Source organism: Stenotrophomonas maltophilia group sp. Smal12 (assembly GCF_037079935.1).
Classification (GTDB): domain Bacteria; phylum Pseudomonadota; class Gammaproteobacteria; order Xanthomonadales; family Xanthomonadaceae; genus Stenotrophomonas; species Stenotrophomonas sepilia.
The window spans coordinates 1-24,982 of sequence record NZ_JBAWUK010000007.1 but is presented as its reverse complement, the minus strand read 5'-3'; the positions used below and the strand labels follow the sequence as shown (position 1 = coordinate 24,982).

Here is a 24,982-nt window from a genome sequence, read left to right as displayed (position 1 = left end):
TGCCCTTGAACCGGACCGCCATGCAAGACCAGATCATCCAAGCGTTGCGCCAGAACGAGGCCGACCAGGCCGTGCAGCTGGCCCAGGCGTGGACCCGTGATGAACCCGGCCAGGCCGAGGCCCACCGCTGGCTGGCGCTTGCGCTGCAGCAGCAGGGCAAGGCCGAGGACGCGATGGAAGCCCTGCAGCAGGCGCTGCAGCTGGCCCCGGACAACGCCCAGCTGCACCTGCAGCACGCCGGCCTGCTGCTGGCCCTGCGCCAGTTCGACGGCGCCGGCGAAGCACTGACGCGCACCACCGGGCTGGACCCGAACGCATTCGCCGCGTACCTGATGCAGGCCCACCTGGCGATCGGTCGCAACGATTTCGATGAAGCGCAGCGCCTGTCCACGCTGGCCTCGCGTGTCGAGCCGGACCACCCGGAGCTGCTGACCATCGATGGCATGATCGCGCTGCGCCGCGATGATGCCGATCGCGCGCTGACGCTGCTGTCGGCCGCCAACCAGGCCCTGCCCAACGACATCCGCGTGCTTTACGCACTGGGCTTCGCCTACCTGGGCAAGAACATGCTGGCCTTCGCCGAGCAGGCGTTCCGCCGCGTGCTGGAACTGAACCCGACCATCGCCTCGTTGCATGGCCTGGTGGTGCAGCTGGCCATGCGCCAGGGCAACCTGGAAGCTGCGGCAGAAGCGATGCAGATCGCGCTGCAGCAGGAAGGCCTGGATACGCCTTCGATGCGCCGCCTGGCTGGTGAACTGGCACTGCGCAGCGGCCAGCCGCTGCAGGCGCTGGAACACCTGCTGCCGTTGCTGGAATCGCTGCCTGATGACCGCGACGTGCTGCAGCTGCTGCTGATGTCCTGGCAGCGCCTGGGTCGCGAAGACGAGGCCCGCGCACGCCTGGATGCCGCCCTGGAGCAGCACCCGCAGCTGCACGACCTGTGGCTGGCACGCCTGGCGGTGGAGGAGGTCGGCAGTGCCACCGCCGCCGCCACGGTCGAGCGCTGGATGGACGCGATGCCGGGCCACCTGCCGGCGCTGGAAGCGCGCCTGCGGCTGCACGACATGGTGGGCGAACACGCGCAGGCCGAAGCGATCGCCGAGCGTATCGTCAGCCTCGAACCGGGCCGTGTCAGTGGCGAAACCCGCCTGGTCGAAGGCCTGCTCCAGCGCGATCCGGCCGCTGCCGTCGCCCGCGTGCAGGCGCTGATCGGCATGGCGCCGGAAGGCCACCGTGCCGACCTGCGCACCTGGCTGGGCGAGATCCAGGATCGCGCCGGGCAGCACGAAGACGCGCTGCAGACCTGGCTTGCCCTGCAGGCCGACCAGGCCCCGCAGCGCCTGCCGCTGCCGCCGCAGGCCAAGGCACCGCCGAGCTGGCCGGACAAGGGCGAGATCGACGGTGATGCCACTTCCGCACCGATCTTCCTGTGGGGTGCGCCGGGGTCGGGCGTGGAGCGCGTGGCGACCGGCCTGGCTGCGGCCAGCCCGGTACTGCGCAGCGACCGCTATACCTCCAACGCACCCGACGACGCGTTCCAGAACTACCACACGCTGCAGGACCTCGCTTCGGGCGTGCTGACGCCGGAGCGGCTGGTGCAGCGCTGGCGCGAACAGCTGCCGTCGCGCGGCGTGCAGGACGACGCGATCATCGACTGGCTGCTGTGGTGGGACAACGCGCTGCTGTGGGCGCTGCGCCCGCAGTTGCCGCAGGGCCGCCTGCTGGTGGTGCTGCGCGATCCGCGCGACATGCTGCTGGACTGGGTGGCCTACGGTGCGGCCGCGCCGCTGGCGATGACCTCGCTGGCCGAAGCCAGCGAATGGCTGGCGCGCGCGCTGGCCCAGGTCGCCGCCCTGCACGAGGACGATCTGTACCCGCAGGTGTTGCTGCGCATCGACCAGATCGGCAACGATCCGCAGGCGATGGCCGAACTGCTGGGCCGACTGTTCGAGCGGCCGATGCCGCCGGCCGCGCAGCTGGGCGCGCCGCGTTTCCCGCCGGGCCACTGGCGCAACTACCGCGACGTGATGAGCGCCGCCTTCGCCAAGCTCACCCCGATCGCGGTGCGCCTGGGTTACCCGGAAGAGTGAGGACACGCCGATGCAACTGAGCAGCCACAGCCTGACCAACGGTGCACCGATCGACCGCGAATTCGCCGCAGGCGATGCCGCGGGCTTCGCACCGGACCGCAATCCGCACCTGGCCTGGAGCGATGTGCCGGAGGGCACCCGTTCGTTCCTGCTGGTATGCGTCGATCCGGACGTGCCGACCGTGCCGGAGACGGTCGGCCGCACCGACATGAGCGTGCCACGCGACCAGCCCCGCTGTGATTTCGTGCACTGGGTGATGGCCGATATTCCGGCTTCGGTGCGCGAGATTGCCGCAGGCAGCTGCAGCGACGGCTTCGTGGTGAAGGGCAAGACCACGCCGGCCGGGCCGGCCGGCAGCCGCCAGGGCCTGAACGACTTCACCGGCTGGTTCGCCGGCAACCCGGACATGGCCGGTGACTACCTGGGCTACGACGGCCCCTATCCGCCGTTCAATGACGAGCGCGTGCACCGCTACTTCTTCCGCGTGTTCGCGCTGGACGTGGCATCGCTGCAGCTGCCGGCACGCTTCACCGCCGCCGACGCGTACCGGGCCATGCACGGCCACGTGCTGGCCGAAGCGGCACTGCACGGCACCTACACGTTGAATCCGGCGCTGGGCTGAGGCTGCATAACGGGTCGTGCCGGCCGCTGGCCGGCCACGTCCGTGTGTTGCTGCATTCGCCCGTGGCAGCCGGCCAGCGGCCGGCTCTACCGCTGGCGAAGACGGGCGACCCTGCGGCCGCCCTTTTCATTCGTCCGTACCGGCTACCGGCGCGAACACCAGCACATCGCCATGCGCATTGCGCAGCAGCAGGCGGCCACGCTCATCCAGCGCAAGCGTCATCTCTGCGCGTGCATTCACCAGCGTGCCGGCGACACGTTCCTGTTCGGCCACCTCGGCCCGCATGCAAGCGGCTGTGGTGATGATGCCGCCCTCAAGAAGCAGCCGGTCACCTTGCAGGTGATAGGTGCTGCTTGACTGGTTGCACAGGTTCAACTCGCTCATGTAGCCGGGTTGGAAGCGCAGCGTGTAGGGCGGTCGACCGCGCACGAACAACGCATCAATGCGCCGGCCCTGCGCGTCGGTGGCGCGCGCGAGTTGCCACGGATGTGCCTCGAGCTGCCCGGTGGTGGGCGTGCTGGCAGCGGCCACATCCGTAGACATGGCCAGCAGCGCGGCAATGATGAGGGCGGGGACGTGCTTCATGCCGATCTCCCTGATGCATGCGGGTAGTGCCGGCCGTTGGCCGGCAACATCCGCGTGTTGGCGGTGCTCCGCAAGGCAGCCGGCCAGCGGCCGGCTCTACCCACCACGAAGAAGGGCGACCTCGCGGCCGCCCTTCAAGAGCCAGCCGACTAACAGTCGGCTCTACATCACTTCTCGATGGCCGACTCGACCACCATGTCCAGCACGTAGGCCTGCGACGGCGCATCGGCCGGTGGGTTCTTCACTTCGTAGCGCTTCACGCGCACTACGTTGCGCACGCCGTCTTCGTGGGTGTAGCCCTCGATGTTGCCGTAGAAGTTCTCGAACTTGCCCGGCTCACCCTGCTTCAGGCCCTTGTCGTCGAACTTCACTTCGCGCACCTGCAGGCACTGGTAGTCCGGAATCAGCGGGTGCGAGCACTTCTCGGTCTTCGCGGCCACTTCCAGGAACACGGTTTCGCCGGCGCCGCCGTAGCGGGTTTCAGCGGTCGGTTCCGGGTTGAACACCAGCACGTCGCCCTTGGCGTTGGTCAGGGTCAGCTTGCCATCGGCATCCTGCTCGGCCTTCAGTTCGCCCTGCAGGCGGCTCGACACGGCTTCGTCCAGCGCCATCAGCGCCTTGTCGGTGCAGGCCATCATGGTCGAGGCCATCGCACTGACCGTCAGCTTGCCGTCGGCCAGGGTGTAGCCGCCGCCCATGCGGTTGCAGGTGTTGCTGACCGACAGTCGGCCATCAGCGAAGTCCAGGGTGACCGGCTTGTCTTCGCGGGCGAACAGCGCGTCGATGCGCTTGCCGTCGGCGCCGGTGGCCTGCTGCAGCAGCCAGTGCTGGCTCTGCAGGCGCTGCGCATCCAGGTGCGCCAGCGTCTGCTGGTCCGCTGCCTTGGTCGCGGCCGGGGCCACGTCGTCGCCGCCATTGCCGGCCGGGGCCGGGGTCTGGCTGCAGGCGGCCATCAGGGCCAGCGGGAGGAGCAGGGTGAGCTTGCGGTTCATGGTGATTCTCCTTGGGGAACCGTGGGGGAAACGGGGTGGGGCCGGCCATGGGGTTACCGTGCCCCAGTGCTGTTCAGCTGCCGGAGGGCAACCACAGCAGCAGCGCCGCGCCCAGCGCGATGCGGTAGAGGGCGAAGGCCGTAAACCGGTGCGACTTGATGTAGCCCATCAGCCACTTCACTACGACGAAGCCGGTGATGGCCGCGGCAAGGAAGGCCACGCCCACCTCGGTCCAGTTCTCGCTGCCCAGCTGCCCGTCCCTGGCCAGTTCCAGGAAGGTGTAGGCGCTGGCGGCGAACATGGTGGGAATGCCGACCAGGAACACGAACTCGGCGGCAGCGGCGCGGCGGCTCAGGCCCAGCAGCATGGCCAGGAAGATCGCCGAGGCCGAGCGCGAGGTACCGGGGAACACGCCCGCCACCACCTGCGCCAGGCCGACGCCGATCGCCACGGTCCAGGTCACCTGGTCTCGGTCGGGCAGGCGCGCGGTGTAGGCCTCCACCAGCAGCATCCAGACGCCACCGATGATCAGTGCCCAGGCCACCGGGCTGACCGTCTCCGGCAGCGACCAGCCGGCCTTGCGCACCACCAGGCCGACCACGGCGGTGACCAGGAAGGCGGCGCCCAGCTTGAACACGTACTCACGGTTCTCGCGTTGGTTCAAGCCGGTGGCCAGCTGCAGCAGGCGCTGGCGGAACACCAGCACCACGGCCACGATCGCGCCAGCCTGGATGACGATGTTGAAGAAGTCCGAGCGGGCACCCAGCCAGTGCTGGGCGATGAGCAGGTGGCCGGTGCTGGAGATCGGCAGGAATTCGGTCAAGCCTTCGAGGATGCCCAGCAGCAGGGCGGAGAGCAGGTCGGACATGGACGGTGCGGGCACGGGCGGCGGAAGGAAGGAGGTCGAGAGGATAGACGATCCCTGCTGCACCAAACGGGTGCGTCTGATGGCGGGTGCACCGGTTTGGTGCGCACCGTTCTGCACCGGCGCGGGGCAGCCATATTGAAATCAACAACTTGCGGGAATCAAAAAGTTGGCACGGTCATTGCTGTACCTCAGCAGGCATTCATCCCCATCCGAGGTCGTACCGATGTCCGTGGAAAACGTTGAGAAGCTGATCAAGGACAACCAGATCGAGTTCGTCGATCTGCGTTTCGTGGACATGCGTGGCGTCGAGCAGCACGTCACCTTCCCGGTCAGCATCGTCGAACCGTCGCTGTTCGAAGAAGGCAAGATGTTCGACGGCAGCTCGATCGCCGGCTGGAAGGGCATCAACGAATCGGACATGGTGCTGCTGCCGGACCCGTCCAGCGCGTACGTCGATCCGTTCTACGCCGATCCGACCATCGTGATCAGCTGCGACATCCTCGATCCGGCCACCATGCAGGCCTATGGCCGCTGCCCGCGCGGCATCGCCAAGCGTGCCGAGGCCTACCTGAAGTCCTCCGGCATCGCCGAAACCGCGTTTTTCGGCCCGGAGCCGGAGTTCTTCATCTTCGACTCGGTCCGTTTCGCCAACGAAATGGGCAACACCTTCTTCAAGGTCGACTCGGAAGAAGCGGCGTGGAACAGCGGCGCCAAGTATGACGGCGCCAACAGCGGCTACCGTCCGGGCGTGAAGGGCGGCTACTTCCCCGTCCCGCCGACCGACACCCTGCACGACCTGCGCGCGGAAATGTGCAAGACCCTGGAACAGGTCGGCATCGAAGTGGAAGTGCAGCACCACGAAGTGGCCACCGCCGGCCAGTGCGAGATCGGCACCAAGTTCAGCACCCTGGTGCAGAAGGCCGACGAGCTGCTGCGCATGAAGTACGTCATCAAGAACGTCGCGCACCGCAACGGCAAGACCGTCACCTTCATGCCCAAGCCGATCGTCGGCGACAACGGCAGCGGCATGCATGTGCACCAGTCGCTGTCCAAGGGCGGCACCAACCTGTTCTCCGGTGACGGCTACGGTGGCCTGAGCCAGCTGGCGCTGTGGTACATCGGCGGCATCTTCAAGCATGCCAAGGCCATCAATGCCTTCGCCAACTCGGGCACCAACAGCTACAAGCGCCTGGTGCCGGGCTTCGAGGCGCCGGTGATGCTGGCCTATTCGGCCCGCAACCGTTCGGCGTCGTGCCGCATTCCGTGGGTCTCCAACCCGAAGGCGCGCCGCATCGAAATGCGCTTCCCGGATCCGATCCAGTCGGGCTACCTGACCTTCACCGCGCTGATGATGGCCGGCCTGGACGGCATCAAGAACCAGATCGACCCGGGTGCACCGAGCGACAAGGACCTGTACGACCTGCCGCCGGAGGAAGAGAAGCTGATCCCGCAGGTCTGCTCCTCGCTGGACCAGGCGCTGGAAGCGCTGGACAAGGACCGCGAGTTCCTCAAGGCCGGCGGCGTGATGAGCGATGACTTCATCGACGGCTACATCGCGCTGAAGATGCAGGAAGTGACCAAGTTCCGCGCGGCCACCCACCCGCTGGAATACCAGCTGTACTACGCCAGCTGACCGGGCGCGATGGCGGTGGGTTCCCCCTCCCACCCGCCGCCATCGCCTCCGTTCTCGCGGCTGGGGAGCCGCAAGGCGGGCGCAGGCCCGCCGTTGTAGAGCGGGTCGCTGGCCCGCTGCAGTACAGCGGACTGCCGGTCCGCTGAAACAGGGGCAAGAGAGACCGGATACGCGACCAGGGCTGCCCTCCCTCCCGCGTCGGTCGTGCAAGGAGAGAGGCACGGCCGTCCCGGCCCTGTACGTGTCCGGTGCAACAGCCACGGTCATCACCCTGATGACCCGTGGTTGCCTGATGCCAACGCGCGCTGGCGCGCTGGCCCCATCCACCCTCGGGACATGCGCATGAAACTGATCTCCGCCATCATCCGACCGTTCAAGCTCGACGAGGTCCGCGAGGCCCTGTCCGATGCAGGCGTGTCGGGCATCACCGTGACCGAAGTGAAAGGTTTCGGTCGCCAGAAGGGCCACACCGAGCTGTATCGCGGCGCCGAGTACGTCGTCGATTTCCTGCCCAAGATCAAGATCGAAACGGTGGTCACCGACGAGCGTGCCGACGCGGTGATCGAAGCGATCCAGTCGTCGGCAGGCACCGGCAAGATCGGTGACGGCAAGATCTTCGTCACCGCCGTTGAACAGGTCATCCGCATCCGCACCGGCGAAATCGGTGCCGACGCGCTGTAACCCCCTTCCGGAGATTCCCCCCATGAAGATGCGCCTTCTCACCGGGTGGCAAGCCCGGTTCCACCTGGTGTGCCTGCTGATGCTGCTCAGCGCGCTGGCCGCCGGTGCCTGGCCGGGCAGCGCCCACGCCCAGGCCCAGGTCTCGCCGTTGCCCAGCGAAAGCGTGGCGGTCGAGCCGTTGCACGATCCGGCCGCCAGCGCCGCTGCGCCGGCCGTGGCCGAAGCGGCCGCCGCCTATGATCGTGGCGACGTCGCCTGGATGCTTACCTCCACGTTGCTGGTGCTGCTGATGGTGGTGCCGGGCCTGGCCCTGTTCTACGGCGGACTGGTGCGTTCGAAGAATGTGCTGTCGGTGCTCAGCCAGATCCTGGTGGTGTTCTCGCTGGTGCTGCTGCTGTGGGTGGCCTACGGCTACAGCGCGGTGTTCAGTGCGGGCAATCCATTCTTCGGTTCGTTCACCGAGTTCGCCTTCCTCAAGGGCTTCACCCCGGAGTCGGTGGGCAACACGCCGATCAAGGGCCTGCCGGATTACCTGTTCGTCGCCTTCCAGTCGACCTTCGCCGGCATCACCACCGCGCTGATCGTCGGCGCATTCGCTGAGCGCATCAAGTTCCGCGCGGTACTGCTGTTTTCGGCGTTGTGGTTCACCCTCAGCTACATCCCGATGGCACACATCGTCTGGGGCGGCGGCTACCTGGGTGAACTGGGCGCGATCGACTTCGCCGGTGGCACCGTGGTGCACATCAATGCGGGCGTGGCCGGCCTGGTCGGCGCGTGGTTCGTCGGCAAGCGCCTGGGCTACGGCCAGACCGCGCTGAAGCCGCACAACGTGCCGTTTACCTACATCGGCGCCATGCTGCTGTGGGTGGGCTGGTTCGGCTTCAATGCCGGTTCCGCCGCCGCCGCCGATACGGTGGCCTCGCTGGCCTTCCTCAACACCGTGCTGGCCACCGCTGCTGCCGTGCTTGGCTGGACCCTGGTGGAGGCGATCGGCAAGGGCAAGCCGTCGGCGCTGGGTGCGGCGTCGGGTGCGGTGGCCGGGCTGGTCGGCATCACCCCGGCCTGTGGCACCGTCGGGCCGCTTGGCGCGATCGTGATCGGCTTCGTCGCCGGCGTGGTCTGCGTGTGGGGCGTGACCGGTCTCAAGCGCCTGCTGAAAGTGGACGACACTGCCGACGTGTTCGGTGTGCATGGTGTCGGCGGCATCGTCGGCGCGATCCTCACCGGCGTGTTCAGTGCACAGTCGCTGGGCGGTACCAAGGCCGATCTGGATATCGCCCACCAGGTGTGGGTGCAGGTGGTCAGCGTCGGCTTGACCGTGGCGTGGTCGGCGGTGGTGACCGCGGTCATCCTGCTGGTGGTCAAGGTCGTGGTCGGCCTGCGCGTGACCGAAGAGGCTGAACGCACCGGCCTGGATGTGACTTCGCACGGCGAGTCTGCTTACGAGGCCTGAGGCATGACGGGCGGCCCTGCCGGGCCGCCTGCCACCGCCATGGTGGATGCCGACCGTTGGTCGGCACTTCTACTGTTCTGCTGGGTGCCAAGCTTGCTTGGCACTGCCGGCGACTCAGCCACGCATGGCGTGGCTCTACCGTTCCTGCTTCAATGGCTGTCTGCAGGCGTGCGTGTTCGCCTCCAACGACTTCGATGGACTACAGAACGGAGCAGGTGTGATCCAGGCGACATCCGCAGCAGTGATGGAAGACATCGAATGGTATGTCTACCTGCTGACCCTGGACGACTACAGTCCGCATGCATTCGTGGGCGGCGTGGCTGGCGCAGCAGATCCAGAGCGCTGGAGCTTCGCCGTGGAGCTCATCTATCGCTGCCTTTCCGCCGGTCTGTGGCGGCTAACTTACGGCCTGCCTGCGGAGCTCGGGCTTCCCAGCATCGATGCCTTCTGCCACAAGCTCTCGGTTGTCCGTCCGGATCAGCTTTCCGACGAGGGGCAGGTGCTGTGGCTGGATACCTACATGGAAGCGACGGAGCTGTGCCTGGATCTGGTCTCGCGTTACCTGCGTTCGCAGTCGAGCGGTGAGACGACTTTTCATCCAGGATTCCAGGATGAGATCGAACGGCTGTTCTCCGATGCCGGAGTGCCCTGGAGTCGTGGGCCTCTGTTCCCCATCGCCTGAAGCGCCTTTTGCGGAACGGCTTCTCGTAGAAGGTGCCCTTTTCCTTCAAGCTATGCTCTGGATCAGGACGACCTGTCCCGTTGTCGGGGCGGGTGTCGCCCCAGATTCCGAACGGCGACCAGCGCGCAAGGAGCAGGCGTGAACTATTTCAGACTCCGTCCATGCAGCGGCATTGGCAGCAAATGGGTGCTGGATGATGTGGATCATGTGGACAACTTCGGTGCTGCACTGATCGTCAGTGAGGGAGTGAAGTCACGCCTTGAGCGGGCAGGCGTGATTGACGTGATCTTTGATCAGGTTGGGTAGACTGGAAGTGGGACAGGGGTTTCCGTTGCGGTACCAGGGAATGGGTTTCGAATGACTATCCATGCAGTTCTTTTCCCCTACTGGACCGGCGATTGCCACGTTCCTTCCGGAGAAGAGAAGATCGGTGACGCGCCGGTCATCCACCACGGGCAGGGGCGGGGTGTCGGTGAAATCGCAGCGTGGCTGGATGGAGACTTCGGCCATCTCGGCCGCGGCAGCGAACTGCGGACCCGCAGTGCCTTTGCTGCGCCCACAAAGGGTGACGAGGGCAGCGCATGCGTCCACTATGGAGAGGGGCATGCCGTCCTGCGGGCAGCCGATTTCTTCCTGGTGTATTCGCGATGGAACTCCCAGGACGTCGTCTTGTTGACGCGACCCCAGATATTGGCTTTGCTTGAGGGCTATGCAGTGTTTCGAAGCATGAATCCGCAGAAGAAGCATCGTCCGCCCATGCCGTTTGCCATCGAGTACGAGGCCGAGGGTGAAGAGGCGATCCGATGGTTCACACAGGCCGGGGGCTGCTTCGACCCGGAGATGGATGCTGGGCCGGAGTACTGAATGACAGCTATGCGGCTCCAGCACCCTGATACGCCCGCGCATGTGCGCTGCGCGAAGGAACGGCATGGAGGGCATGAGGCGTGGATCGCGGAAATCTGTCCGGGCAGCGTATGCATCGGTCATTGATCGGTACGGGTTCAGTCAACTCGAACGGAGACGGGAATGTAGCGCAGGTAGGTGGACCTTGCTTCTATCAAGCGTCAGCGCACTGGCCCGGCTTTTCCTGCTCGCCCTTTGGGGTGTGGTCACTTTCAATCGGAACACCGACAACTCCCTCGGAATCTACGAGTTGTCCACTCCGGGTGTAGAAGCGCTCTTCTGGGGCTGCTTCTTCGGGCAGCCCATGCTGACCGTGGTGATGTTCATCCGGATGGCATTGCGGGACCGTTCCGCGTTCTACGAGATCCCACTCGCGATCGCGATCGCGGTCTGGGGCCTTTTTTCTGTACAACCTGTCGTTCTTCAGAAGCTGAGCGGCATGCCGGCCGGCCGAGCGCCGGCCTGACCAGGTCGCGCAGTCCATGGTTACAATCTGCCCATGATCAGCTCCCGCCCTCTGATTACCGCACTGCTGGCGCTGACGGCCTGCACCGCCACCGCGCAGCACAACCCGCTCGCCACCTCGGTGCCATCGCCCAACCACAACGCGCGCACGCCGATCATCAAGGTTGCGGCCGAAGCTCACTACTTCATCCGACAAAGTGGTATGGACGATGTGATTTCTGTAAGGATCAGGAATCAGTGAGTACTGAGCGCATTGCAATCCATCTCCAGGCACGGCCTGACAGATCCATCTCGATTGCCGAGAGGCATCTCCATGTCATGGATAGGATGTCGGCAATCGAGTGCCCATTGGGATTCCGTGGTCTCGAGCTGCCCCCTGTACCCGACGTGGAGAAGAACTGCTGGCAAGCTATGAGATCAAGACTGGACTGAAAGGTCTGTCGATCATCGGTACAGGTGGCCCGGGCGCGAGTACGCGGATGTGGCTGCGTTGGACGAGATCATTCTGTATGGGTTCGGAAGCAGCAACAAGGCACTGGACTATCCGGGCGTTCTGAGGAACGGCGTCGCTTCTGTTGCCGAGGCGTTCGGTGCGTACAGAGTGAAGGTCACGTGCGGTACGTATTCGATGGACTATCAGGACGGTGTGGGCCGAGAAGGGCCAACACTTGAGGATCTGAAAGCTGCTGGAGTCAAGATGTCGATGGGAGGAAGAACATCCTGACGATGTACCCTGCCCAGTTCTGGGATGCCGGTTTTGCAGCGACGCGCTTGGGTTCGGACCGGAGGAGGTTTTCTCCAGGCTTGAAGGCAAGGTTGATAAGGTGGAACTGACAGCGAGTGGTGTCCACATTCTCCTGAGTTACAGGGTTGATCTTTCCTATGGGGCAATCGCCGCACAAAAGCGCTTCAGGGTTTGCAATAGTCCGGAGCGTGACGGGATGACCCTACTGGCTACGTAACGCGCCTCGTCGATCCGAGCACCAGCAGTCTGATCAACATCACGGTGCCTGGAGCACATGCATTGGATCCGGGCTTTGTGTTCCGACAGGTGCTTCCGGATGGATTCGGTGGATTCTCAGTCTCAACCAGAGGCTGGGGTACGGGCTCGCGCCCAATGTGCAACTCGAATTCGTGGGCCGATAGAGAAGTGTGGAGTCCCAATACGCGCGATATTGGTAGCGAAGTTGGCAAGTTGCAGTGGCCTTGGAGTACTTTTCCCTCAAGGCAGAAATGCATGAGCTACCGGGGCCCTGATGGAAAGATGGTGGAGGTTTGCCAGTGAGTGAGCGTGAGTTGGGGGCAAAGATTGTGTCTGTGATTGCCAGTTCCGTGCTTGGAGCGGCTCTATTCATAGGCATTCCGCTGAGTTCTCGGATAGGCAGCTTTTCGCAGGCTGCAATTTTCACATCGCTGGTTTGCGCCATAGCCGCCGTGTTGGGCCTCATCTTCGGTGTGCCCGGGGTTATGCTTGTGGATAAATTTCTTCCGCGGTTCAAAGCTCGTCATGTTGTAGCTGCACCAATCTGTGCCTTGTTGGCGTGGCTCGCGTTCGAGGGTGCCTTCTCTCCTGGCGCTTGGATAAAGGTCTGGACCAGTCCTTCCTTTTGGTTTGGGTGGGCTCCCAGGCGCGCTGGCATCATGCTTTTCATCGGGTTGGCCGTGGGTGCCTTCTACATGTTGATCTGGCCGCGGATTGGACGAATGTTGAAGGTCAACACGGCCTTGTGACTGAGGGCGATGGAATCGGGTGCCTGTGCGCAGCAAGGTGGCGGCGGCAAACAGCCAGGCAAACAGCGGCGCGGGGAAGTGGGGCGCCTCGATGAGTACAACCGTGCACTGAACGCAGTGACGACGGCGCTGGTGGGTGGTGTGGCGGGACAGGGCGCTGGTCAGGTCGCGTCCAATGCACTGGCGGCCTATGCCGCTTACTTCATCGGCAGCAAGCTGGACCCGAACCACGGCAGCGATCCCAATGCGACTCTGCAATTGCTGTCGCATGCGATCTTGGGTGCGCTGCTGGCGGAAGCCAATGGTGGCAATGCGGGAACCGGGGCGTTGTCCGCGGCCGGTGGCGAGTTGGCCGCGAAGGTGCTGACCAATACGTTGACCGGCGGAGACCCCTCCAAGCTGAGCCCGGAACAGAAGGAGGTGGTGCTGGCGCTGTCGCAGGTGGTGGGTGCGCTGGCGGGTGGGCTGTTGGGTTGGTGCCTTGGCTGGCGGAATACCAGCGGGCATGCGTCTTGCAGGCAGGAATCGTTTGGAAATGGCGGTGTTGGGTCCTGTCTCTGCAATGCCCAGCATGCTTCTACGCTCGGGGGGCAAGTCCGGAAACAATTCCCGCAACCAATCAAATTGGATCCCTTGCATGGGATGTGGTGGAGCTGCGGTCGCCTTGGCCCGAAATCAACACGCTCTCGAAGTGGGGTGACAAAGGACCCGGCAGCAGTGGGGCGAGGCGTTCCTCAGCCCAAGCTTGTGACATTGTGGGAAAATCTACTTCTGACCGATGTCAAGTTCTCAAAGGATCAGTCCAGATACAGTGCGGATCAGACGCAAACAGACGTTTCCGTTGGTGATGCGATCGGAGCTCTTTATGGTAATGAATATTCCACGGCCGTTTCCAAGGATGGGGCAGTGGTCGTTTTGCAGAAAGGTAACAATATCTACAGGACCTATCCGAGTTCCTCTTCCGATGCTGTCCCATCTGCATCGCTCACCATTTCTGACCGGAAACAGCCTGTTCTGAAGATTGGTTTCGTCGGGAATGAAAATGGAAAATGATTATCTTCTTGAAATAAAAGAAAAGGTGGCGGGATTCGTTCCTCGTCTGGTTGATCTTGAAATGGATCTACCGCAAATGGTTTTTAGGGGGGCTGGCTGGCGCTTCAGGTTCTTTGAGAGGCCAGTTCTGTTGGATGATGACGTTATGTCAAATTTAATTGAAAGTTCATCAAGAACTTTTGGTTCAGGTATTTTTGTAAAATTCTCTCGATCGTCTGATTTGAATTCAGTTTTGGTGATTGATAATTCTTGCGTCGGGCGGGCATTTGATTCGGCCGCTGATGCTTATGAAGATAATTTGATGGACCTAGGATATCCTGTCATCTTTGGGGATCTGGAGGGGCGTTGGATCGGCTTTGAAAGTGTTTGCGAGGAGCTGGGTGTCCTTGCAGTTAGAGATTCGATCCAAGCACATGAGTTTATATCGAATCTTGGTGAGGGATTGATTTCGGTTCGTGATTTGCAGGCGTGGGCCGTGGATGGAGGCGACCTTGAGAAGGCCGCAAGAGCTTTCCTGGCAGCCTACAATGATTGAATTTTAATGGTTGATGGCGGTGTTATCTTCGGCGCCTTCGCACGGGTCAAGTCGCCCTTGACCGATCTGCTCAACAGCGTCGACGCCGCGCAAGTCTGACGGTCGCCTGCAGAAGATGCAGGGGCTTGCCGCCGAACGAGAAGTGGAATCTGGCAGATGTGTCTACGTTGCAACTCGGCCTGACGGTTCAAAGTTTACTCTGCGAAGCTTCTCTTCATCAGCCCAGCAGACAGGCGCAATGTGGACTACTGAAGTCAGGCATCCTCTGATTAGCAACAATAGAATCGTGGAGATCAAGTTCAAATGATGACTGGCGCGATCAGGAATGTTCTTCATTACTCCTATGGATACTCCATGGGAGTCCTATGGAGAAATATGAATATGGAGTTTGAGGGGGGCGGTATGAATTTTGAGCAGCAGACGGAAGAGTTCTTCTCGATGCTTAGGATGTTGATGGAGGAAGGGAAGCTGAAGCTTGCCTCGGATGGTGTCTTCGCCGATGGCGAAATCGATGCGCAATTGGGTGTTATGCGTCACGCTTGGCCTGCTACAAGAGATCAGGAAGATCTCGATGAGGATGGATTCTGGTTTCTTACGGATGCTCCGTTTGGATTGGTTTGGATCACGCCTGAGGGAGACGCCTGGACCTGATTTGAGCGTGGACTTCATCGGGTACAGCCCTTGAATCAACTCGCTTGGCGTGAACAAAAGCGGGGTAGTGTTTTGAAGCCAAAGTCCACTCTTGCGAGTGACTTTTCAGGATTCCGGATCGCGATGGCGCGGTGATCTAAGTGCCGGGTGGTGTATGTATCTACTGTCGAAGGATGATTGCTACCCACATGCGCTGTTGGGCGACCTCGCAAAGGAGGGGGCACAAACAGCAGTTGATGCCGAAGCGGGGGAATGAAGCAATCTACAACGAGGCAATCATCAAGTCGGGCTGCAGATCTATGGATGAAAGAATTAGAAAGCTCTGCGCTGAGATGTCTGCAATGGACGCTACGGCCGCATCAGAGTGGTTGATGAGTTACGCGCCATTGAAATCGGACAATTATCGGGATGCATTTGTTCTGATGAAGTGCCGCTCTTGGCCAAGGGCAGAGCAAAAGAAGCTGGCAAACTACTATTTGCAGGGTGTTCCTTTTGCGAGCTCATATCCCTACGAGGTGTTTCTTTCGTTTATGTCGGTGAGATCGTTCTTGAGTTGTCTTGATGCTTTCATTCCAGAGGCCGGTGCCTATCGTGACCTTCTTGCCTACCATATTGGTCCAGTTCTGGATCGGGCTGGAAAGAATGATTCGGATCGGGCGTTGATTGCGGAATTCATGGGTAAGATCAGCGGATAAGAGGATCATTGCGTCCGATTGCCCGATAGGCGGATGAGACCGCTCTGCCGCAGCACAAGATCTTTGATGATGGCGCCGCTATAAAGGTTCGACGATGAGCATTTCGCTCGAAGTCGAGGTCGGTTCCAGCCTCGAGGTCGTGCTACAAGCCTTGGATTCTATCCAGTTCGCATATTCCGATGATCTGGACAAGCTACAGCGGTATCTCCCAGCGTCCAACACGGGATTCGGTTTCCGTATCGTTGAACCGCCGGAGGCTGTCGTCGCGGAAGGGCAGGAGGCCGAGTGGCGTGTGGCGCTGATGGGTTCGTTCCATTTCCGCGCAGGCGGATTTGAATGCGCTTGGGAGGAAATTTGCCGTTTCATCAAGCGCTATGCTGCGGCATGTGAATCGCGGTTCGTGCTTTCCTTCCAGTTCGAGAGCATCTATGCCGCAAGATTTGGGCAGGATCTGATCTTTCCGGGTCCTGCTGCCTCGTAGTGCCGCTTCGCTCTTTCCATGTGATTCGCTACATCTTCATGATCAGGCACAGCCATCAGCACGCGGACTGCGGAGCCACCGGCGATGTCGATCGGTACGCTGCGTCGAACCACGGCCGCAGTCCATGGTTACAATCTGCCCATGATCAGCCCCCGCCTTCTGGTTTCCGCACTGCTGGCGCTGGCCCTTTCGGCCTGCACGGCTACCGCGCCCGTACAGCACAACCCGCTCGCCACCTGGGTGCCGTCACCGAACCAGAACGCGCGCACGCCGGTCATCATCGTCATCCACCACACCGAGCAGAAATCGGTGCAGCAGAGCCTGCATACGTTGCGCACGGCCAACAGCGGTGGGCCGGTCAGTGCGCACTACCTGATCGGCGCCGATGGCCATCGTTACCAGCTGGTGGCCGATGAGCGCCGCGCCTGGCACGCTGGGGCCGGGCGCTGGGGCACCATCACCGATCTCAACTCGGCTTCGATCGGCATCGAGCTCGACAACGATGGCCGCAGCCCGTTCAGTGCGGCGCAGATCGAATCGCTGATCGTGCTGCTGCGCGATCTCACCACGCGCCTGAACATTCCGCCGCGCCAGGTGATCGGCCATGCCGACCTGGCGCCGACGCGCAAGCAGGATCCGAGCCGGTTCTTCCCATGGCAGCAGCTGGCCGAGGCCGGATTCGGCGTCTGGCCGCGTGCGGCCGATGGTGCTGCGCCGGAAGGCTTCGATGCGTGGAATGCGCTGGCCCGCTTCGGCTATCCGCTGGACAACCGTGAGGCCACCGTTGCGGCCTTCCACCGCCGTTTCCGTGGTCGCGACGACCTGCCGAAGACGCTGGATGCCGAAGACGCCCGCATCCTGCACTCGCTGCTGCTGCAGACGCCGTGATCCGGCGCATGAACGCTTGACCCCGCGCTGGGTTGCCGCCCGGCGGCCGGCACTCCACCATGGCGGCATGATCGATTCCGCTACCTTCTTCAAGCGCAAGCACTGGACCCTGTTGGCAGCGGCGGTGCTCGCCGGTTGCGCCACCACTGCTCCCCGCACGGGCTCCGAAGCGCCCACGCCGCCCACGCCGCCGGCGGCCACCTACGCCAAGGTCGACTGGAAAGCCCTGCCCGCAGTCTCCGACGCTGATCTGCAGGCCGGCTTCGTGGCCTGGCGCAGCAGCTGCACCCGCCTGAAGAACGATGCGGTCTGGGCCAAACCCTGCGCCACTGCCGTCGCAGTATCAGACAAGGACCCGGCCGCGATCCGCCAGTTCCTGCAGCGCGACCTCGATGCCTACGCGCTGCGTGCCGGTGGCCACCAGGCCGACGGGCTGATTACCGGCTACTACGAGCCGATCTACCCCGGCAGCCTCACCCGCACCGACAAAGCGACGGTGCCGGTGTACGGCACGCCGGATGATCTGGTGGTGGTGCAACTGGACAGCCTCTACCCGGAACTGAAGGGCAAGCGCCTGCGCGGTCGCGTCGAAGGCAAGGTGCTCAAGCCCTATGACGACGCCGGCACCATCGCGGCCAAGGGCGCCAAGGCGCCGGTGCTGGCCTGGCTGACCGACCCGATGGACCTGCAGCTGCTGCAGATCCAGGGGTCTGGCCGCGTGCGCCTGGGCGACGGCACGCAGATTCGGCTGGCCTACGCAGAGCAGAACGGACACCCCTACCGCGCCATCGGCCGCTGGCTGGTGGACCAGGGCCAGCTGAAGAAGGAAGACGTCACCATGGACGCGATCCGCAGCTGGGCCCGGGCCAATCCTGCGAGGGTGCCCGAGCTGCTGCGCAGCAATCCCAGCTACGTGTTCTTCGTGCGCAACCCGGACAGCCCGGAGGGCCCGCGCGGTTCACTGAACGTCCCGCTCACCGCCGGCTACAGCGTTGCCGTGGACCGCACCGTGGTGCCGCTGGGCAGCCTGCTGTGGCTGTCCACCACGCGCCCGGACGGCAGTCCGGTGGTGCGCCCGGTGGCCGCGCAGGACACCGGCGGCGCCATCGCCGGCGAAGTGCGCGCGGACCTGTACTGGGGCAGCGGCGATGCCGCCGGCAAGCTGGCTGGCGACATGAAGCAGAAGGGCAACATCTGGATGCTGTGGCCGAAGGGCGTGCCCCTGCCCAACTGAACCGGCAAGGGTCGGATCCCTTCCAAAGGAAAGGGCTCTGACCCCGGATGCCTGATAATGGCTCCATTCCGTACTTTCCGGCCGCGCCTGCGGCCAGGGCTCCTGCAATGACCTACGCAAAGCACACCGCAAAATCCGGCGCGAAATCTGCCGCAAAGAAGTACTACAAGCACTGGGCCGAATCGGGCCTGGGCAAGGGCAACGTGCTGATGGAAGCGCGTGGCGAGAAGATCGTGCGGCAGGTGGAAATCTACGGGACCAAGATGGTCTGGGCCGACGAGCATGCCCACAGCGACGACCGCTTCCTGCTGGCCGACCAGCCAGTGTCGTTCCTGGATTTCGACGAGGACGACGAAATTCCCGCGCGTGAATTCGAAGCCGCCTGGAAGAAGGCACGGGAAGCCACCGGCTACCCGGTGTAATCCCCTCTCGCCACCCGTCTTTGTAGAGTCGAGCCACGCTCGACTGCCGTTTGCCAGCAGCAGTCGAGCGTGGCTCGACTCTACAACGGCTACATGTGAAATGTTATAGAATTACATTTTATCGTAGCCACCCCTTCCCATGAAGACTCCCACCCTGGTGGCCGCCCTCGCGGCCGCACCGTTCGCCCCTGAAGCCTTCGCACAGTCGGCCGACGCCGCGCTCACTCTCGGCAAGGTGCAGGTGCACCAGCACGGCGAAGGCCAGCTCAGTGCGCATCAGGTACTGACCTCGGTGGACGTCCTGGGTGCAGACCAGATCGAAAACCGCAACGTCTCGCACAGCTGGGAACTGCTCGGGCAGATGCCCGGCATCCAGCTCACCGAAACCCGGCAGGGCGCCGAATCGGGCAAGGTCAGCTTCCGCGCCTTCAACGGTGAGGGCTACCTCAATGCCATCAAGACGCTGATCGATGGCATCCCCAGCAACGTCAACAGCGGCAACCAGCGCTTCATCGACATGCTGTTCCCGCTGGACATCAGCTACATCGAAGTGGTGCGTGGTACCAACGACCCGCGCTATGGCCTGCACAACATCGGCGGCAACGTGAACTTCGGTACGCGCCAGGGTGGCAGCTACACCGATGCGCGCCTGGCCTACGGCAGCTACAACACTCGTGATGCGCAGCTGGCAGTTGGCCGTGAAGCCAATGGCTTCGCGCAGAACTATTTCGTTGGCACCCAGGCCAGCGACGGCTACCGCGACCACGACACCTCGAAGAAATATTCGCTGGGCGGCAAGTGGTTCTACGGCTCGCTGGACGACGGCCTGCGCGTGGGTCTGACCGCCCGTGCGTACCACCACGAAGCCGACGAACCCGGCTTCATGACCGCCGACGAGCTGCGCACGCACCGCCGTGGCAGCGAGCTGCGCAACGGCAACGATGGCGATGACCGCGACATGCGCCAGCTTGCTGCGCACCTGGACATGAAACTGTCCGACGCAATCACCTTCGGCACCCGGCTGTACTACAACCGCTACGAAGACGACCGCCGCGTGACCTTCAGCGACCTGCCCACCGGCAACCTGCCGCGCCAGCGCCGCGTATGGGACGAGCGGCAGCATGGCCTGCTCAGCACGCTCACCTGGCAGGCCAGCCCCACGCTCACCGTCGAAGGTGGCCTGAACTACGAGCAGCAGGACAACGGCTACCTCCGCGAGCGCTACGCCTACGCCGAACCCACTGATTTCAGCCAGCCCCCAGCGCGGGTGCAGAACAATGATCGCCACAGCTTCGACAACTGGGGCGCCTACGTGCAGGCCGTCTACCAGCCCGTCGAGGCCTGGAAGATCGTGCCGGCCTATCGTATCGATCGCTTCAGTGGCAGCACGCACCTGATGAACGGCGTCAGCGGCCGCCTGCAGGACTACGGCAGCATCGGCCAGCCCAAGCTGAGCGTCATCCACAGCCTGGGCCAGACCACCCATGTCTACGCGAACTGGGGTCGCACCTTCCAGGTACTGACCGGCTCCACCGCACCGGCCTACCTCACCCCAGGGCAGGCACCGATGCAGCCGTCCACCAACACCGGCATGGAGCTGGGCCTGAAATTCCAGCCGCTTGCCGGCAGCCAGGCACGCCTGGCGGTGTGGCAGCAGGACGCGGAAAACGAGGTGTCCAACATGCCGGCCACCGGCACCACGGTCACCCTGGGCAAGACCCGCCGGCGCGGCGTGGATGCGCAGTTGAGCCTGCAGCTGGGCGACGACTGGACGGTATGGGCGTCGCACGCCTACCAGGAAGCGAAGATCACCCGCGACGACCGCGATGCCAGCATTTCCCTGCAGGGCCGGGAAGTGGCCGCCACCCCGCGCCACATCAGCAACCTGGGCGTGGACTACCGCGCCACGGATGCGCTGCGGCTGGGCCTGCAGGCGCGTGCACAGGGCGATTACTACCTGGAAGAGCGCAACGTGGCCGGCAAGTTCGGAGGCTTCGCCGTGCTCGACCTCAGCGCGGCCTACCAGCTCACCCCGCGTTTCAGCGTGGACCTGCAGCTGAAGAACGTTACCGGCCGCGAGTACGCCTACGCCTGGTACGACAGCTTCTTCTGGGACAGCGCCCGCCCGATGTTCTCGCCGGCCCCGGGTCGCAGCGTGTTCGTCGGCCTCAACATGAAGCTGTAACCGGCCACGCATCTGGTAGTGGTCGAGCTTGCTCGACCTGCAGCAGGGGGTCAGAGCCCTTTCCAGGCGGAAAGGGATCCGACCCCGAACCCCGCGTTTTGCACTACATTGGTGCAATGTCCGACCCCGCACCGCCGCCGACCCTCGATGCCCTGGGCACGCCGCTGGCCTGGGCCGGGGCCGATGGCTGCATTGCCGGCTGCAATCCGGCCTTCGCCCGCTGGCTGGGCGTCAGCGTCCGGCGCCTGCTGGGTCGGCCATTGGCCGCCTTGGAAGTGCAGGGCGAGGCGTTGGCCCATTTCCTGGCCCGCGACGAGCGCGACAGCCTGCGCCTGAACCGGCTGGCGCTGGCGGTGCCCGGCGAGGCGCCGCGCTTCGCCGAGGGTTGGATGAGCCGCCGCGACGATGGCGGCTGGTTGCTGGAGGCGCATCCTGTCGACGAATTCCCCGGGCTGGACCCGACCCAGGCCCTGCCCAGCGCGCTCAGCGCGGCGCTGAAGGGCTTGGCCCACGAGCTGCGCAACCCGCTGGCCGGGTTGAAGGGTGCGGCCCAGCTGCTGGCCCGCCGCGCGGCCCAGCGCGATGCCAGCGAACGTGAGCTGATCGAACTGATCGGCTCGGAGATCGAGCGCCTCAACGGCCTGCTCGACCAGCTGCTGTCGCCGGCCCCGGCCGCGCCGCATGCCGAACTGAACATCCATGCCGCGCTGGAACGCGTGCTGCGCCTGGCCGAGAACGAGGCCGGCTGGGCGGTGCGCCTGCAGCGTGACTACGACCCCAGCATCCCCGAATTCCATGGTGACGCCGACCGCCTCACCCAGGCGGTCTGGAACCTGGTGCGCAACGCGATCCAGGCCGGCGCCGGCAACATCACCCTGCGTACCCGCGTGGAGCATGGCGTGCGCATTGCCGAGCAGCTGCACACGCTGGCGTTGCGCCTGGAAATCGCCGACGACGGCCGTGGCGTTCCCGAGGAACTGGCTGAACACCTGTTCCTGCCCTTGGTCAGTGGCCGCGCCGAAGGCACTGGCCTGGGCCTGGCGCTGGCCCAGCAGGTGGCGCGCGAGCATCGCGGCACGCTGACCTACCGCTCGCGCCCGGGCCATACCGTGTTCACCCTGCTGTTGCCGATCGGCAACGGCGCCGCCCCGGCCGAGGAGGCCCCGCGCGATGTCTGAGTCTTCTTCGTCCCCGCAGCGCATCTGGGTGGTCGATGACGATCGGGCCGTGCGCTTCGTGCTGTGCACCGCGCTACGCGAGGCGGGCTACCAGGTCCTCGATTTCGACAGCGCCGCACCCGCCCTGCAGGCGTTGAGCGAAGGCCCGCCACCGGCGCTGCTGTTCACCGATGTGCGCATGCCCGGCGACGATGGCCTTGTGCTGCTGGACAAGCTCAAGGCCGCGCTGCCGCAGCTGCCGGTGGTGGTGATGTCGGCCTATACCGATGTAGCCAGCACGGCCGGCGCGTTCCGCGGTGGTGCGCATGAATTCCTGTCCAAGCCGTTCGATCTGGACGATGCGGTGGCACTGGCGCAACGGGTGCTGCCGGCCGTCGCACCGGCATTGGCGGCGGCCACACCTGCGGCCGAAGCGCATAGCGACCAACCGCCGCAACTGGTGGGCGATACCCCGCCGATGCGCGCGCTGTTCCGCGCCATTGGTCGCCTGGCGCAGGCACCGCTGGCGGTGCTGATCACCGGCGAGACCGGCACCGGCAAGGAGCTGGTGGCCAATGCGCTGCATCGCGAATCACCGCGCGCGCAGGGGCCCTTCGTCGCGCTCAATACCGCTGCAATCCCGTCCGAGCTGCTGGAAAGCGAGTTGTTCGGCCACGAGGCCGGCGCCTTCACCGGCGCGCAGCGCCGCCATATCGGCCGCTTCGAGCAGGCCGATGGCGGCATACTGTTCCTGGATGAGATCGGCGACATGCCGCTGCCGTTGCAGACCCGGTTGCTGCGCGTGCTGGCGCAGGGCGAGTTCTTCCGCGTCGGTGGCCGCGAACTGATCCGCGTCGACGTGCGCGTGGTGGCCGCCACCCACCAGGATCTGGAGGGACTGGTCGCGCAGGGGAAGTTCCGCGCAGATCTGCTGCACCGCCTGGACGTGGTGCGCCTGCAGCTGCCGCCACTGCGCGAGCGCCGCGAGGACATCGCGCAATTGGCCAGCACCTTCCTGGCTGCCGCCGCACGCAAGCTGGATACGCCGCCGAAGCGCCTGACCGCCGCGGCCCTGCAGGCGCTGCGCGAGCACGACTGGCCGGGCAATGTGCGCGAGCTGGAGAACGTGTGCTGGCGGATGGCCGCGCTGGCCGCCGCCGACACCATCGGCGTGGCCGATGTCGATACCGCGCTGAACCGCGCGCGCGGGCGCCGCAGCAGTACCAGCGCAGCCGATCCGGGGCAGTGGGAAGCGCTGCTGGCCGAATGGGCGCGCCGTCAGCTGGCCGAAGGCGTGGAAGGGCTGCACGCGCAGGTGCGCGAGCGGGTCGACCATGCCCTGCTGGAGGCCGCGCTGCAGATCACCCACGGCCGCCGCGCCGAAGCCGCTGCCCGTCTCGGCCTCGGCCGCAATACCCTTACCCGCAAGCTGGGCGCCGGGCGCCGTCGCGGGGGCCATTGAACGGTCCCTGCACGCGATCCTCGCACCGGCTTGCCGAACCGTTGATCGTTCATGGACGATGCCGTCCGTAGTGTCACCTGCAAGGAGTCTTCGATGCGTCTGTCCTTTGCCATCCTGCCGTTGTCCGCCGCCGTGCTGCTGTCTGCCTGTGGCAGTGCGCCGAAGAAGGCCGAACCCACGCCGCCACCGCCGACCGTGGTCAGTGCTGCGAAGCAGGGCGAGGCCAATCTCGCGCCGGCCTCGGCCAGCATCGTCAGTGGCCGCATCGCGCTGATGGTGGAGCCCGGTGGCATCCACATCACCGGCCTGGTCGGTGGCCTGCAGCCGATGCAGCAGGCCGGCTTCCACATCCATGAGCGCGGCGACTGCAGTGCGGTGGATGCCAGCAGTGCCGGCAATCACTTCAATCCCGGTGGCGCTGCGCATGGCCGCGCCGGCACCGGTAAGCACCACCTGGGCGACATGGAGAATCTGCGTGCCGATGCCCAGGGCCGCGCCAACGTCGATATCCACCTCAAGGGGGTTACCCTTGGCGGAGGCGCCGCCACCGATATCGCCGGACGCGCACTGGTCGTGCATGCCAACGCCGACGACTATCGCAGCCAGCCCGCCGGCAATGCCGGCGTCCGCATCGCCTGTGGCGTGATCCGGGTCGTCCGCTGATCACTGCAGGCATCATCGAGGGAGAGATTCCAATGCGTCTGATCCACACTTCGCTGTTTGCGGCCATCGCCGCGCTGGGCCTGGCGGCCTGCAACCAGCAGCCCGCCGCGCCGCAGACTGAAACCCCGCCGGCCGCGCCGGCTGACGGCGCCACCACCGAACCGGCTGCAGCGCCGGCACCGGCGGCTGCACCGACGGGCGATGCTTCGGCAACGGCCGAACTGGCACCGACCCAGGGCAACAAGACCAAGGGCAGCGTCACCTTCAAGGTGGTTGATGGCAAGGTCCACGTGACCGGCCAGATCACCGGCCTGAAGCCGGGCAGCGAACATGGCTTCCACATCCACGAGAAGGGCGACTGCAGCGCGCCGGACGGCATGAGCGCCGGCGGCCACTTCAACCCGGGCAAGCAGGATCACGGCAACGTCGCCACCGATCCGCACCACGGCGGCGACATGCCCAACATCAAGGCCGACGACAAGGGCGTGGCCACCATCGACGGCCCGGTGTCGAGCAACGTCAACATCGGCAAGGGTGATGACTTCGACATCATCGGCCGCGGCCTGATCGTCCACGCCGACGCGGACGACTACAAGACCCAGCCGACCGGCAACGCCGGCGCGCGCCTGGCCTGTGCGGTGATCCAGAAGGCCCCGTAAGAAACAAAGAACGCCGGCACAAGCCGGCGTTTTTCCTGATGGGTAGTGGCGGGCCCCTGCCGGCCCACACACAAACCCGGGGGGGGGGGGGCCGCGCCGCCCCCGCCCCCACAAAAAAACCCAACACACCCCCCCCCATCCAGTCGGGCCGGCCCGCGCCCCCCGCCCACCCACAACAACACACCCACACAC

The 24,982-nt window shown here is 64.5% G+C and carries 27 protein-coding genes; 24 read left to right on the top strand and 3 right to left on the bottom strand.

Annotation, left to right across the window (positions count from 1 at the left end; translation table 11 throughout):
• Positions 1–20 precede the first annotated feature (20 nt).
• Positions 21–2,090 carry a tetratricopeptide repeat protein gene (locus WDC87_RS04650; RefSeq protein WP_072167383.1) on the top strand — a complete coding sequence of 690 codons (2,070 nt, stop codon included), beginning with the start codon at positions 21–23 and terminating at the stop codon, positions 2,088–2,090.
• 10 nt (positions 2,091–2,100) lie between these two features.
• The gene (locus WDC87_RS04645) at positions 2,101–2,712 is read left to right on the top strand and encodes a YbhB/YbcL family Raf kinase inhibitor-like protein (RefSeq protein WP_005420969.1); all 612 of its coding nucleotides are present in this window, start codon (positions 2,101–2,103) and stop codon (positions 2,710–2,712) included.
• A gap of 126 nt (positions 2,713–2,838) precedes the next feature.
• Here the strand turns inward: WDC87_RS04645 and WDC87_RS04640 are convergent, their stop codons facing one another.
• From WDC87_RS04640 to WDC87_RS04630, 3 genes are all read right to left on the bottom strand, one after another.
• Positions 2,839–3,297: an META domain-containing protein gene (locus tag WDC87_RS04640; protein ID WP_072167381.1), complete on the bottom strand. Its 459-nt coding sequence runs from the start codon at positions 3,295–3,297 to the stop codon at positions 2,839–2,841.
• Positions 3,298–3,464: 167 nt separating this feature from the next.
• Complete coding sequence (locus WDC87_RS04635) at positions 3,465–4,289, bottom strand: META and DUF4377 domain-containing protein (protein ID WP_005420968.1); 825 nt, start codon at positions 4,287–4,289, stop codon at positions 3,465–3,467.
• Between the two features lie 73 nt (positions 4,290–4,362).
• Entirely contained in the window at positions 4,363–5,157 is a 795-nt protein-coding gene (locus tag WDC87_RS04630; protein ID WP_065195965.1) for an undecaprenyl-diphosphate phosphatase, read from the bottom strand.
• Between the two features lie 223 nt (positions 5,158–5,380).
• Here WDC87_RS04630 and glnA point away from each other — a divergent pair, with 223 nt between their 5' ends.
• From glnA to WDC87_RS04520, 22 genes are all read left to right on the top strand, one after another.
• A complete protein-coding gene (glnA, locus tag WDC87_RS04625; RefSeq protein ID WP_005420964.1) occupies positions 5,381–6,790 on the top strand; it encodes a type I glutamate--ammonia ligase in 1,410 nt (469 codons plus the stop codon).
• 342 nt (positions 6,791–7,132) lie between these two features.
• Positions 7,133–7,471 (top strand): P-II family nitrogen regulator, encoded by a 339-nt coding sequence (locus WDC87_RS04620; RefSeq protein ID WP_004134334.1) that lies wholly within the window; start codon positions 7,133–7,135, stop codon positions 7,469–7,471.
• A 22-nt stretch (positions 7,472–7,493) separates the two neighbouring features.
• Positions 7,494–8,924, top strand: coding sequence for an ammonium transporter (gene amt, locus WDC87_RS04615; protein WP_188241388.1), 1,431 nt, complete (start codon positions 7,494–7,496; stop codon positions 8,922–8,924).
• A 124-nt stretch (positions 8,925–9,048) separates the two neighbouring features.
• On the top strand, positions 9,049–9,606 hold the full coding sequence (locus WDC87_RS04610) for a hypothetical protein (protein ID WP_072167378.1): 558 nt from the start codon (positions 9,049–9,051) through the stop codon (positions 9,604–9,606).
• A gap of 138 nt (positions 9,607–9,744) precedes the next feature.
• Positions 9,745–9,912, top strand: a complete 168-nt coding sequence (locus WDC87_RS04605) for a hypothetical protein (RefSeq protein WP_176698774.1) — start codon at positions 9,745–9,747, stop codon at positions 9,910–9,912.
• Between the two features lie 51 nt (positions 9,913–9,963).
• Positions 9,964–10,470, top strand: coding sequence for a hypothetical protein (locus WDC87_RS04600; RefSeq protein ID WP_227836872.1), 507 nt, complete (start codon positions 9,964–9,966; stop codon positions 10,468–10,470).
• A gap of 184 nt (positions 10,471–10,654) precedes the next feature.
• Positions 10,655–10,975 (top strand): hypothetical protein, encoded by a 321-nt coding sequence (locus WDC87_RS04595; protein WP_072167376.1) that lies wholly within the window; start codon positions 10,655–10,657, stop codon positions 10,973–10,975.
• A 33-nt stretch (positions 10,976–11,008) separates the two neighbouring features.
• Positions 11,009–11,215, top strand: a complete 207-nt coding sequence (locus tag WDC87_RS04590; RefSeq protein ID WP_227836873.1) for a hypothetical protein — start codon at positions 11,009–11,011, stop codon at positions 11,213–11,215.
• Between the two features lie 249 nt (positions 11,216–11,464).
• On the top strand, positions 11,465–11,698 hold the full coding sequence (locus WDC87_RS04585; RefSeq protein WP_252744281.1) for a hypothetical protein: 234 nt from the start codon (positions 11,465–11,467) through the stop codon (positions 11,696–11,698).
• A gap of 1,016 nt (positions 11,699–12,714) precedes the next feature.
• Positions 12,715–13,758: a VENN motif pre-toxin domain-containing protein gene (locus tag WDC87_RS04580; RefSeq protein WP_227836874.1), complete on the top strand. Its 1,044-nt coding sequence runs from the start codon at positions 12,715–12,717 to the stop codon at positions 13,756–13,758.
• Positions 13,748–14,293 carry a hypothetical protein gene (locus tag WDC87_RS04575; RefSeq protein ID WP_141653566.1) on the top strand — a complete coding sequence of 182 codons (546 nt, stop codon included), beginning with the start codon at positions 13,748–13,750 and terminating at the stop codon, positions 14,291–14,293. The genes WDC87_RS04580 and WDC87_RS04575 overlap by 11 nt, the downstream gene beginning before the upstream one ends.
• Positions 14,294–14,668: 375 nt before the next feature.
• The gene (locus WDC87_RS04570) at positions 14,669–14,944 is read left to right on the top strand and encodes a DUF596 domain-containing protein (RefSeq protein ID WP_172412110.1); all 276 of its coding nucleotides are present in this window, start codon (positions 14,669–14,671) and stop codon (positions 14,942–14,944) included.
• Positions 14,945–15,117: 173 nt separating this feature from the next.
• The gene (locus WDC87_RS04565) at positions 15,118–15,639 is read left to right on the top strand and encodes a hypothetical protein (RefSeq protein WP_141653565.1); all 522 of its coding nucleotides are present in this window, start codon (positions 15,118–15,120) and stop codon (positions 15,637–15,639) included.
• Positions 15,640–15,733: 94 nt separating this feature from the next.
• A complete protein-coding gene (locus tag WDC87_RS04560; RefSeq protein ID WP_072167372.1) occupies positions 15,734–16,120 on the top strand; it encodes a hypothetical protein in 387 nt (128 codons plus the stop codon).
• Between the two features lie 141 nt (positions 16,121–16,261).
• Positions 16,262–17,008 (top strand): N-acetylmuramoyl-L-alanine amidase, encoded by a 747-nt coding sequence (locus WDC87_RS04555; protein ID WP_072167433.1) that lies wholly within the window; start codon positions 16,262–16,264, stop codon positions 17,006–17,008.
• Between the two features lie 67 nt (positions 17,009–17,075).
• Positions 17,076–18,242, top strand: a complete 1,167-nt coding sequence (locus tag WDC87_RS04550; protein WP_072167432.1) for an MltA domain-containing protein — start codon at positions 17,076–17,078, stop codon at positions 18,240–18,242.
• A 107-nt stretch (positions 18,243–18,349) separates the two neighbouring features.
• Entirely contained in the window at positions 18,350–18,664 is a 315-nt protein-coding gene (locus tag WDC87_RS04545) for a hypothetical protein (protein WP_072167371.1), read from the top strand.
• A 139-nt stretch (positions 18,665–18,803) separates the two neighbouring features.
• A complete protein-coding gene (locus WDC87_RS04540; RefSeq protein WP_252744279.1) occupies positions 18,804–20,849 on the top strand; it encodes a TonB-dependent receptor in 2,046 nt (681 codons plus the stop codon).
• A 116-nt stretch (positions 20,850–20,965) separates the two neighbouring features.
• Positions 20,966–22,027 carry an ATP-binding protein gene (locus WDC87_RS04535; RefSeq protein ID WP_252744278.1) on the top strand — a complete coding sequence of 354 codons (1,062 nt, stop codon included), beginning with the start codon at positions 20,966–20,968 and terminating at the stop codon, positions 22,025–22,027.
• The gene (gene ntrC / locus WDC87_RS04530; protein ID WP_252744277.1) at positions 22,020–23,468 is read left to right on the top strand and encodes a nitrogen regulation protein NR(I); all 1,449 of its coding nucleotides are present in this window, start codon (positions 22,020–22,022) and stop codon (positions 23,466–23,468) included. The genes WDC87_RS04535 and ntrC overlap by 8 nt, the downstream gene beginning before the upstream one ends.
• A 93-nt stretch (positions 23,469–23,561) precedes the next feature.
• On the top strand, positions 23,562–24,131 hold the full coding sequence (locus WDC87_RS04525; RefSeq protein WP_252744276.1) for a superoxide dismutase family protein: 570 nt from the start codon (positions 23,562–23,564) through the stop codon (positions 24,129–24,131).
• Positions 24,132–24,163: 32 nt separating this feature from the next.
• Complete coding sequence (locus tag WDC87_RS04520) at positions 24,164–24,790, top strand: superoxide dismutase family protein (RefSeq protein WP_252744275.1); 627 nt, start codon at positions 24,164–24,166, stop codon at positions 24,788–24,790.
• The last annotated feature ends 192 nt before the right edge of the window (positions 24,791–24,982 follow it).

Bases quoted from the DNA above. Each gene is read 5' to 3' on its own strand.
- amt (WP_188241388.1), top strand. From the start codon at position 7,494: ATGAAGATGCGCCTTCTCACCGGGTGGCAAGCCCGGTTCCACCTGGTG.
- WDC87_RS04555 (WP_072167433.1), top strand. From the start codon at position 16,262: ATGATCAGCCCCCGCCTTCTGGTTTCCGCACTGCTGGCGCTGGCCCTT.
- WDC87_RS04545 (WP_072167371.1), top strand. From the start codon at position 18,350: ATGACCTACGCAAAGCACACCGCAAAATCCGGCGCGAAATCTGCCGCA.
- WDC87_RS04640 (WP_072167381.1), bottom strand. From the start codon at position 3,297: ATGAAGCACGTCCCCGCCCTCATCATTGCCGCGCTGCTGGCCATGTCT.
- WDC87_RS04550 (WP_072167432.1), top strand. From the start codon at position 17,076: ATGATCGATTCCGCTACCTTCTTCAAGCGCAAGCACTGGACCCTGTTG.
- WDC87_RS04560 (WP_072167372.1), top strand. From the start codon at position 15,734: ATGAGCATTTCGCTCGAAGTCGAGGTCGGTTCCAGCCTCGAGGTCGTG.
- WDC87_RS04575 (WP_141653566.1), top strand. From the start codon at position 13,748: ATGGAAAATGATTATCTTCTTGAAATAAAAGAAAAGGTGGCGGGATTC.
- glnA (WP_005420964.1), top strand. From the start codon at position 5,381: ATGTCCGTGGAAAACGTTGAGAAGCTGATCAAGGACAACCAGATCGAG.
- WDC87_RS04610 (WP_072167378.1), top strand. From the start codon at position 9,049: ATGGCGTGGCTCTACCGTTCCTGCTTCAATGGCTGTCTGCAGGCGTGC.
- WDC87_RS04540 (WP_252744279.1), top strand. From the start codon at position 18,804: ATGAAGACTCCCACCCTGGTGGCCGCCCTCGCGGCCGCACCGTTCGCC.
- WDC87_RS04630 (WP_065195965.1), bottom strand. From the start codon at position 5,157: ATGTCCGACCTGCTCTCCGCCCTGCTGCTGGGCATCCTCGAAGGCTTG.
- WDC87_RS04620 (WP_004134334.1), top strand. From the start codon at position 7,133: ATGAAACTGATCTCCGCCATCATCCGACCGTTCAAGCTCGACGAGGTC.
- WDC87_RS04535 (WP_252744278.1), top strand. From the start codon at position 20,966: ATGTCCGACCCCGCACCGCCGCCGACCCTCGATGCCCTGGGCACGCCG.
- WDC87_RS04635 (WP_005420968.1), bottom strand. From the start codon at position 4,289: ATGAACCGCAAGCTCACCCTGCTCCTCCCGCTGGCCCTGATGGCCGCC.
- WDC87_RS04600 (WP_227836872.1), top strand. From the start codon at position 9,964: ATGACTATCCATGCAGTTCTTTTCCCCTACTGGACCGGCGATTGCCAC.
- WDC87_RS04650 (WP_072167383.1), top strand. From the start codon at position 21: ATGCAAGACCAGATCATCCAAGCGTTGCGCCAGAACGAGGCCGACCAG.
- ntrC (WP_252744277.1), top strand. From the start codon at position 22,020: ATGTCTGAGTCTTCTTCGTCCCCGCAGCGCATCTGGGTGGTCGATGAC.
- WDC87_RS04570 (WP_172412110.1), top strand. From the start codon at position 14,669: ATGAATATGGAGTTTGAGGGGGGCGGTATGAATTTTGAGCAGCAGACG.
- WDC87_RS04525 (WP_252744276.1), top strand. From the start codon at position 23,562: ATGCGTCTGTCCTTTGCCATCCTGCCGTTGTCCGCCGCCGTGCTGCTG.
- WDC87_RS04590 (WP_227836873.1), top strand. From the start codon at position 11,009: ATGATCAGCTCCCGCCCTCTGATTACCGCACTGCTGGCGCTGACGGCC.
- WDC87_RS04565 (WP_141653565.1), top strand. From the start codon at position 15,118: ATGATTGCTACCCACATGCGCTGTTGGGCGACCTCGCAAAGGAGGGGG.
- WDC87_RS04580 (WP_227836874.1), top strand. From the start codon at position 12,715: ATGGAATCGGGTGCCTGTGCGCAGCAAGGTGGCGGCGGCAAACAGCCA.
- WDC87_RS04645 (WP_005420969.1), top strand. From the start codon at position 2,101: ATGCAACTGAGCAGCCACAGCCTGACCAACGGTGCACCGATCGACCGC.
- WDC87_RS04520 (WP_252744275.1), top strand. From the start codon at position 24,164: ATGCGTCTGATCCACACTTCGCTGTTTGCGGCCATCGCCGCGCTGGGC.